The organism is Nevskia sp., assembly GCF_023266035.1.
Taxonomy (GTDB): domain Bacteria; phylum Pseudomonadota; class Gammaproteobacteria; order Nevskiales; family Nevskiaceae; genus Nevskia.
Window position 1 is genome coordinate 1 of the sequence record NZ_JAHFRY010000173.1, and the last position, 7,725, is coordinate 7,725.

The following is a 7,725-nucleotide window of genomic DNA, read 5'->3' on the forward strand; positions in this document are numbered from 1 at the left end:
ATCTGGTGATGCATGGCACGCCATAGGTTTCCTTGATGTTGCCGCCGTACTGACGAATGATTTCCAGCCACTCCTGCGGCACGCTCGACGAGCCATGCATCACCAGATGGGTGTTCGGAATGCGGGCGTGGATCGCCTTGACCTGGCTGATCGCCAGCACGTCACCAGTCGGCGGACGGGTGAACTTGTAGGCGCCGTGGCTGGTGCCGATGGCGATCGCCAGCGCGTCGACCTGGGTCGAAGCGACGAAGCGGGCGGCTTCATCCGGATCGGTCAGCAGCTGGGAATGGTCGAGTGTGCCTTCGGCGCCGACGCCGTCTTCTTCACCGGCCATGCCGGTTTCGAGCGAGCCGAGGCAGCCGAGTTCGCCTTCCACCGACACGCCGACGGCATGCGCCATTTCAACGACGCGAGCAGTGACGCGGACGTTGTAGTCGTAGTCGGCCGGGGTCTTCTGATCTTCCTTCAGCGAGCCGTCCATCATCACGCTCGAAAAGCCTGAGCGGATCGAGGCCTGGCAGGAGGCCGGGCTGGCGCCGTGGTCCTGATGCATGCAGATCGGGATGTGCGGGTAGGACTCGATCGCCGCTTCGATCAGATGACGCAGGAACGGTTCGCCGGCGTACTTGCGGGCACCGGCGGAGGCCTGGAGGATCACCGGACTGTCGCAGGCTTCGGCGGCCTGCATGATCGCCTGGACCTGCTCCATGTTGTTGACGTTGAACGCGGGCAGGCCGTAGCTGTGCTCGGCGGCGTGGTCCAGCAATTGGCGCAGTGAAATCAGTGCCATGAACGCTCTCTTATGGTGTGTGGGGGGCGGAAGGAAATCCGTTGGCAAGATTAACCGAGACGGCCCCGGTGCCGGAACAGGCATGGGCAACCTCGGTCAGGGTGTTGATGACTCTGTCGGCGCCGGCTTCGGCCGCCGGATGCCCACCGTTGTAGCCGTAAGGCACCATCCAGACGGTGATTCCGGCGTTGCGGGCGCAGGCGACGTCGATCGACGAATCGCCGACCAGCAAGGTGCGTTCGCGGCTGCTGCCGAAGGCGGCCATCGCGTGCAGCGCCGGGGCGGCGTCCGGTTTCTTCTGCGCCAGGGTGTCGCCGCAGACCACCAGATCGATCAGCGCCGGCAGTGGCCCATCGGCCAGCAGCTGCTCGACGAAGCGGGTTTCCTTGTTCGACACGATCGCGCACTTGACGCCGGCCGCGCGCAGGCTGACCAAGGTCGAAACCGTGTCGGCAAACGGCTGGCTCAGCGGCGCAAGCCGGCCGTAATGGTGCTCGAAGCGGATCAGCGCGGCATCGATGTCGGCTTCGCGCTTCTCGGCCGTGGTGCCGGTCAGGGACACCGTGTCATAAGCCTTGGCGATGGTCTGGCGAACGCCGTGGCCGATGAAGAAGCGCACGGCATCGGTATCGGCGGGCGGCAGGCCTTGATCGATAATCGACAGGTTCACCGCTGCGGCGATTTCCGGAGCGGTTTCGAGCAGGGTGCCGTCGAGATCGAACAGCACCGCATCGAAGGGACGGTCGGTGGCGATGACTGTCATCAGTTGGTCGACAGTTCGACGGCTGGCGTCGCGACATTGGCTTCGACCACCCGCTGCGCCGCCTTGGTGACTGCTGCGGAGGTGATGCCGAAGTAGTCGTACAGCGCCGGTGCCGGCGCCGATTCGCCAAAACTCGACATGCCGACGAAAGCGCCATCGAGGCCGATGTACTTCCACCAGCTGTCCGAGGTCGCGGCTTCAACGGCGACGCGCGGGATGTTTCGCGGCAACACGCTGGCCCGGTAGGCGGCCGGCTGACGATCGAAGACGTCGGTCGACGGCATCGACACCACGCGGGCGCCGATACCGAGCGCGGCGAGCTGCGTCTGCGCGGCCATCGCCAGCGACACTTCCGAGCCGGTGGCGAGCAGCAGCACGTCGAGATTCAACTCCGGCTCGCTGAGCACGTAGCCGCCGCGGGCGATCAGGTCTTCGCCGTCCTCGCCATGCTTCTGCTGGGCCAGGTTCTGGCGCGACAGCAGCAGCGCCGACGGGCCGTTGTGACGCTCGAGCGACGCCTTCCAGGACACCGCCGTCTCCAGCGCATCGCAGGGACGCCAGACATCGAGATTGGGAATCGCGCGCAGCGCTGCAGCGTGCTCGACCGGCTGATGGGTCGGACCGTCTTCGCCGAGGCCGATCGAATCGTGGGTCAGCACGTAGATCACCCGCTGCTTCATCAGCGCGCTCATGCGCATGCCGTTGCGCATGTAGTCCGAGAACACGGCGAAGGTGCCGCCGTAGGGAATGAAGCCGCCGTGCAGCACCATGCCGTTCATGATCGCGGCCATGCCGAATTCACGAACGCCGTAGCTGACGTAGTTGCCGGCGGCGCCGACGGTGTGGAACGAAGCGCTGGCTTTCGCGGCAGTCAGGTTCGAGCCGGTCAGATCGGCCGAGCCTCCGAGCAGTTCCGGAATCTTCGCCACCAGGGTTTCGAGCGCGACCTGCGAGGACTTGCGGGTGGCGACCGGCGCGGTCACCGCGCGCGCAGCGGCGAGCAGTTCCTGCGAGGTCTTCAGCCAGTCCTTCGGCAGATAGCCGCGCTGGGCGCGGGTGAATTCTTCGGCTTCGATCGGGAACGCAGCGGCGTACTTCGCGAACGCATCATTCCAGGCGGCTTCCTTGGCAGCACCGCTGGCGCGGGCATCCCAGGCAGTGCGGATGTCTTCCGGAATCTCGAAAGGGCCGTATTCCCAGCCGAGTGCCGCGCGGGTGGCGGCGACTTCGGCGGCGCCGAGCGCAGCACCGTGCACTTCCTCGGTGCCGACCTTGTTCGGCGAGCCCCAGCCGATCTGGGTGCGGCAGATGATCATCGTCGGCTTCGTGGTCTGCGCCTGCGCTTCACGGTTTGCGGCATCGATTGCCGCCACGTCGTGGCCATCGATCGGGCCGACCACGTGCCAGCCGTAGGCGCGGAAGCGGGCGGCGGTGTCGTCGCGGAACCAGCCTTCGACATGGCCATCGATGGAGATGCCGTTGTCGTCGTAGTAGGCCACCAGCTTGTTCAGGCCGAACACGCCGGCCAGCGAGCAGGCTTCATGGCTGATGCCTTCCATCAGGCAGCCGTCGCCCAGCAGCACATAGGTGTGATGGTCGACGATGCTGTGGCCATCGCGGTTGTAGCGGGCAGCCAGCATCTTTTCGGCGAGCGCCATGCCGACGGCATTGGCAATGCCCTGGCCGAGCGGGCCGGTGGTGGTTTCGACGCCCGGCGTGATGCCGTATTCCGGATGGCCGGCAGTCTTCGAATGCAGCTGGCGGAAGGCCTTCAGCTCGGCGATCGGCAGGTCGTAGCCGGACAGGTGGAGTGCGGCGTAATGCAGCATCGAACCATGACCGTTGGAGATCACGAAGCGATCACGATCCGGCCACTTCGGGTTGTTCGGGCTGTGCTTGAGGTAATCCCGCCACAGCACTTCGGTGAGATCGGCCATGCCCATCGGCATGCCGGGATGGCCGGACTTGGCGGCTTCGACGCCGTCGATGGCGAGGAAGCGGATGGCGTTGGCAAGCCGGCGACGGTCGGCTGCGGTCAGGGTCTGGGTCATGGCGATTTCGGCAGTGTTGTGGGTCGCGTCAGGGTCAGGCGCGGCGCTTCTTGTCCATCAGACGCAGGATCATCGGCGTGAAGATCATCTGCATCGCGAGGCTCATTTTGCCACCCGGGCAGACGATGTTGTTCGGCCGCGTCATCATCGAGCCGGCCAGCATGCTCAGCAGGTACTGGAAATCGATGCCTTTCGGGTCGGCGAAGCGGATCACCAGCATGCTTTCATCGGCCGTCGGGATGTCGCGGGCGATGAACGGATTGCTGGTATCCACGGTCGGCACGCGCTGGAAATTGACGTGGGTGCGCGAGAACTGCGGGCAGAGGTGGTTCACGTAGTCCGGCATCCGACGCAGGATGGTTTCGACCACCGCTTCCTGCGAGTAGCCGCGCATGTTCTGGTCGCGATGCAGTTTCTGGATCCACTCCAGGTTGACGATCGGCACCACGCCGATCAACAGGTCGGCGTGCTTGGCGACGTTGTGCTCGTCATCCTTGTAGCCGCCATGCAGGCCTTCGTAGAACAGCAGGTCGGAACCCGGTTCCATGTCGGCCCAGGGCGTGAAGGTGCCCGGATCCTGCTTGTAGGGCGCGGCTTCGTCGGCGTCGTGCAGGTACTTGCGGACCTTGCCCGTGCCGGTCGCGCCGTAGGTCTTGAACAGCGCTTCGAGTTCGGCGATCAGGTTCGCGCCCGGCCCGAAGTGGCTGAAATGGGTGTTGCCCTTGGCCTCCTCGTCCTTCAGCTGCGCGCGCATGCCCTTGCGATCGTAGCGATGGAAGGAATCGCCCTCGACCACGCCCGGCTTGATCTTCTCGCGGCGGAAGATGTGCTGGAACGCCTTCATTACCGTCGTGGTGCCAGCTCCCGAGGAGCCGGTCACCGCGATCACCGGATGTTTCACAGACATGGTGTGTCTCCCCTCTGGAGGACGCGGGGCACTCGAAGGTGCCCCTGAATTTTGTTGGGATTTACAGGAATCAGACTTCGGAGCGGTACAGCGAGCGGTCCTTGAACAGTGGCGAGGCGTAGGGACGATCGGCGCCGCTGTCGTGTTCGGCGTGATAGCGCTCGATGCGCTCGACTTCGTGCTTCGAGCCGAGGATTACGGCGATGCGCTGATGCGCGGAATCAGCCGCATGATCGAGGATCGCGCCGCGGCCGTAGCTCGCCGCGCCGCCGGCCTGTACGATGATGAAACCGATCGGATTGGCTTCGTACAGCAGACGCAGACGGCCGACCATGGCCGGGTCCTTGGTGTCGCGCGGATACATGAACACGCCGCCGCGCATCAGGATGCGATGCACGTCGGCGACCATCGAGGCGATCCAGCGCATGTTGAAATCGCGGCCACGCACGCCGGTCTTGCCGGCCTTGCATTCCTCGACATAGCGCGAGATCGGCGGCTCCCAGAAACGCTCGTTCGAGGTGTTGATCGCGAACTCGCTGGTGTCCGGCGGAATCCGCAGGTTCTCGTGGGTGAGGATGAAGTTGCCGATCTCGCGATCGAGCGTGAACGCGTGCGTGCCCTTGCCGACGGTGATCACCAGCATCGTCGCCGGCCCGTAAATCGCGTAACCGGCGGCGACCTGGCGGCGGCCTTCCTGGAGGAAGTCCTCGACCGTCGGTGGCGAGTCCTTGTCATGCACCAGCACCGAAAAGATGGTGCCGACCGAGACATTGACGTCGATGTTCGACGAGCCATCGAGCGGATCGAAGTTCAGCAGATAGCGGCCACGCTTGAACTCGGCCGGAATCTGGATCGGCTCCTCCATCTCTTCCGAGACCATGCCGGCGAGCATGCCTCCCCATTCGCAGGCGTCGATCAATGCGTCGTTCGACAGCACGTCGAGCTTCTTCTGCACTTCGCCCTGGATGTTGGTGTTGTCGATGGCACCGTGGAAGCCGCCGAGCGCGCCCTTGGCCGTCATCGCCGCGATCGACTTCACCGCCGCGGCCACGTCGACCAGCAGGCCGGCGAGTTGACCGTTGTCGTCCAGCTCGTGCAGCTGCTCGATCAGAAACTTCGACAGCGTGGTTCTTCCGAGATACATGGCGCGTTCCTCAGGGTGGTGCAGCGGTGTCGGCGTCGAACACGCGGGACGCGAGGATATCGGACGCAAGCAGCGTGCTCAGATCCTGCGCGGTGACGTTCAGCTCGCCATCGCCGACACCGGCGAACAGACGGTTGGCCTGGCGCAGCCGGGCGCGGTCCAGGGCATTGCGTACCGAGCGGGCATTGGCGAAATTCGGCTGCTTGAGCCGGCGCTCGATGTAGTCGCCCATGGCGGCTTCGGCGTCGCCATCGAAACGATAGTTCATCGCGCCCACCATCTTGTTGGCGATCGACAGCAGTTCCGGCTGAGAGTAATCGGGGAAATCGATGTGATGAGCGATCCGTGACGACATGCCCGGGTTCGAGCTGAAGAAGGTATCCATCCGGTTCTTGTAGCCGGCCAGGATCACCACCAGGTCGTCCCGGTTGTTCTCCATCACCTGCAACAGGATTTCGATCGATTCCTGACCGTAGTCGCGCTCGTTTTCCGGCCGGTACAGGTAATAGGCCTCGTCGATGAACAGCACGCCGCCCATCGCTTTTTTGAGCACTTCCTTGGTCTTTGGCGCGGTATGGCCGATGTACTGGCCAACCAGGTCATCGCGAGTCACCGACACGACATGGCCTTTGCGCACATAGCCGAGGCGATGCAGGATTTCTGCCATCCGCAGCGCCACCGTGGTCTTGCCGGTGCCGGGATTGCCGGTGAAGCACATGTGCAGGCTCGGCGGGCTCGCTTCCAGCCCCAGCGCCTTGCGGGCGCGGGTCACGGCGAGATAGGCGGCGATCTCGCGGATACGCCGCTTCACCGGTGCCAGGCCGACCAGTTCACGGTCGAGTTGATCAAGGACCTCGGAGACGTTCGAATCACGAACGATCGCCTGGAGGTCAACGGTCTGGGTGTCGTCCACGGTTGCCTCCGTTCGAGATGCTGCTGGAAATTGGCATCACCCCGGCCGGTTGGGCCGAGGTGATGCCGTGCTTCGTGACTTCAATACCGCTCGCCTTCAGCCTTGTCTGTCGCGTAGGAGTGAATCGTGTAACGCACCGAACGCCCTTCGATTTCCTGACGGACCAGACCGAAACCCGGCTCCTTCGCAGGACGGTTGACGATGTACGACATGGTCGGTGACTCGACGCCGCGCGTGGCATCGAAAGCGGTGACGCGGATGTAGTGGTTCGGGAAAGTCTTGCGTGCGCTGTTGATTTCGAGCAACGCGCCGGCGGCGTCCTTCAGGTCGAACATCGGGTTACCGAACATTTCCCAGTAGGTGTTGCGCGGATGCGGGTCGTCCGTGTACTCGATGCCGATCGACCAGCTTTTCTTCAAGGCGTATTCGATCTGCGACGTGATCTGGGCATCGGTCAGTTCCGGCAGGAACGAGAACTGTCCCTGGGTCACGCGCTGATTGGTATTGGTCATCATGATGGTTTCTCCTGGCTCAGACGCTGGCGGTGGCGGTCGGTGCGTAGTCGGCGGTATCGGTCGACTCGTAGTTGAAGCTGACATCGCCCCAGACATCGAGCGCCTGCTTCAGCGGCGTGCACCACTTCGCCGCGTTCCGGAGAATCTGCGGACCTTCGTTCCAGATGTCCTTGCCTTCGTTGCGCGCCATCACCATCGCTTCCAGCGCCACGCGGTTGGCCGTTGCACCGGCTTGAATGCCCTGCGGATGGCCGATGGTGCCGCCGCCGAATTGCAGCACGACGTCGTCGCCGAGATAGGTGAGGAGCTGGTGCATCTGGCCGGCGTGAATGCCGCCCGAGGCCACCGGCATCACCTTGTTGAGGCTCGCCCAGTCCTGCTCGAAGAACAGGCCGGTTTCCAGGCTTTGCGGCGTGTGGGTTTCGCGCAGCGTGTCGTAGAAGCCCTTGATCATCAGCGGATCGCCTTCCAGCTTGCCGACCACCGTTCCGGCGTGGATGTGATCCACACCCGCCATGCGCATCCACTTGCAGATCACGCGGAAGTTCATGCCATGGTTCTTCTGGCGTGAATAGGTCGAGTTACCGGCACGGTGCAAGTGCAGGATCATGTCGTTCTTGCGCGCCCACTTGGCCATCGACT

At 63.9% G+C, this 7,725-nt stretch carries 8 protein-coding genes; all 8 read right to left on the reverse strand.

All coding sequences use genetic code 11. The features are described 5' to 3' along the window. The coding region (fba, locus tag Q0D45_RS19625; RefSeq protein WP_293397017.1) for a class II fructose-bisphosphate aldolase at positions 1–790 on the reverse strand (790 nt) is incomplete at its 3' end. Between the two features lie 10 nt (positions 791–800). Continuing rightward, positions 801–1,553, reverse strand: a complete 753-nt coding sequence (locus Q0D45_RS19630; protein ID WP_293397020.1) for an HAD-IA family hydrolase — start codon at positions 1,551–1,553, stop codon at positions 801–803. Further along, a complete protein-coding gene (gene tkt / locus Q0D45_RS19635) occupies positions 1,553–3,604 on the reverse strand; it encodes a transketolase (RefSeq protein ID WP_293397023.1) in 2,052 nt (683 codons plus the stop codon). Before tkt ends, Q0D45_RS19630 begins: the two co-directional genes overlap by 1 nt. A 34-nt stretch (positions 3,605–3,638) precedes the next feature. Continuing rightward, complete coding sequence (locus tag Q0D45_RS19640; RefSeq protein WP_293397026.1) at positions 3,639–4,511, reverse strand: phosphoribulokinase; 873 nt, start codon at positions 4,509–4,511, stop codon at positions 3,639–3,641. 70 nt (positions 4,512–4,581) lie between these two features. Next, positions 4,582–5,655 (reverse strand): class 1 fructose-bisphosphatase, encoded by a 1,074-nt coding sequence (locus tag Q0D45_RS19645; protein ID WP_293397029.1) that lies wholly within the window; start codon positions 5,653–5,655, stop codon positions 4,582–4,584. A gap of 10 nt (positions 5,656–5,665) precedes the next feature. Then, positions 5,666–6,568, reverse strand: coding sequence for a CbbX protein (gene cbbX / locus Q0D45_RS19650; protein ID WP_293397032.1), 903 nt, complete (start codon positions 6,566–6,568; stop codon positions 5,666–5,668). Between the two features lie 80 nt (positions 6,569–6,648). After that, complete coding sequence (locus Q0D45_RS19655; RefSeq protein ID WP_293397035.1) at positions 6,649–7,083, reverse strand: ribulose bisphosphate carboxylase small subunit; 435 nt, start codon at positions 7,081–7,083, stop codon at positions 6,649–6,651. A gap of 16 nt (positions 7,084–7,099) precedes the next feature. Continuing rightward, positions 7,100–7,725, reverse strand: a 626-nt coding sequence (locus Q0D45_RS19660) for a RuBisCO large subunit C-terminal-like domain-containing protein (RefSeq protein WP_293397038.1), incomplete at its 5' end; no start/stop codon positions are given.

Bases quoted from the DNA above. Each gene is read 5' to 3' on its own strand.
- Q0D45_RS19630 (WP_293397020.1), bottom strand. From the start codon at position 1,553: ATGACAGTCATCGCCACCGACCGTCCCTTCGATGCGGTGCTGTTCGAT.
- tkt (WP_293397023.1), bottom strand. From the start codon at position 3,604: ATGACCCAGACCCTGACCGCAGCCGACCGTCGCCGGCTTGCCAACGCC.
- Q0D45_RS19640 (WP_293397026.1), bottom strand. From the start codon at position 4,511: ATGTCTGTGAAACATCCGGTGATCGCGGTGACCGGCTCCTCGGGAGCT.
- Q0D45_RS19645 (WP_293397029.1), bottom strand. From the start codon at position 5,655: ATGTATCTCGGAAGAACCACGCTGTCGAAGTTTCTGATCGAGCAGCTG.
- Q0D45_RS19655 (WP_293397035.1), bottom strand. From the start codon at position 7,083: ATGATGACCAATACCAATCAGCGCGTGACCCAGGGACAGTTCTCGTTC.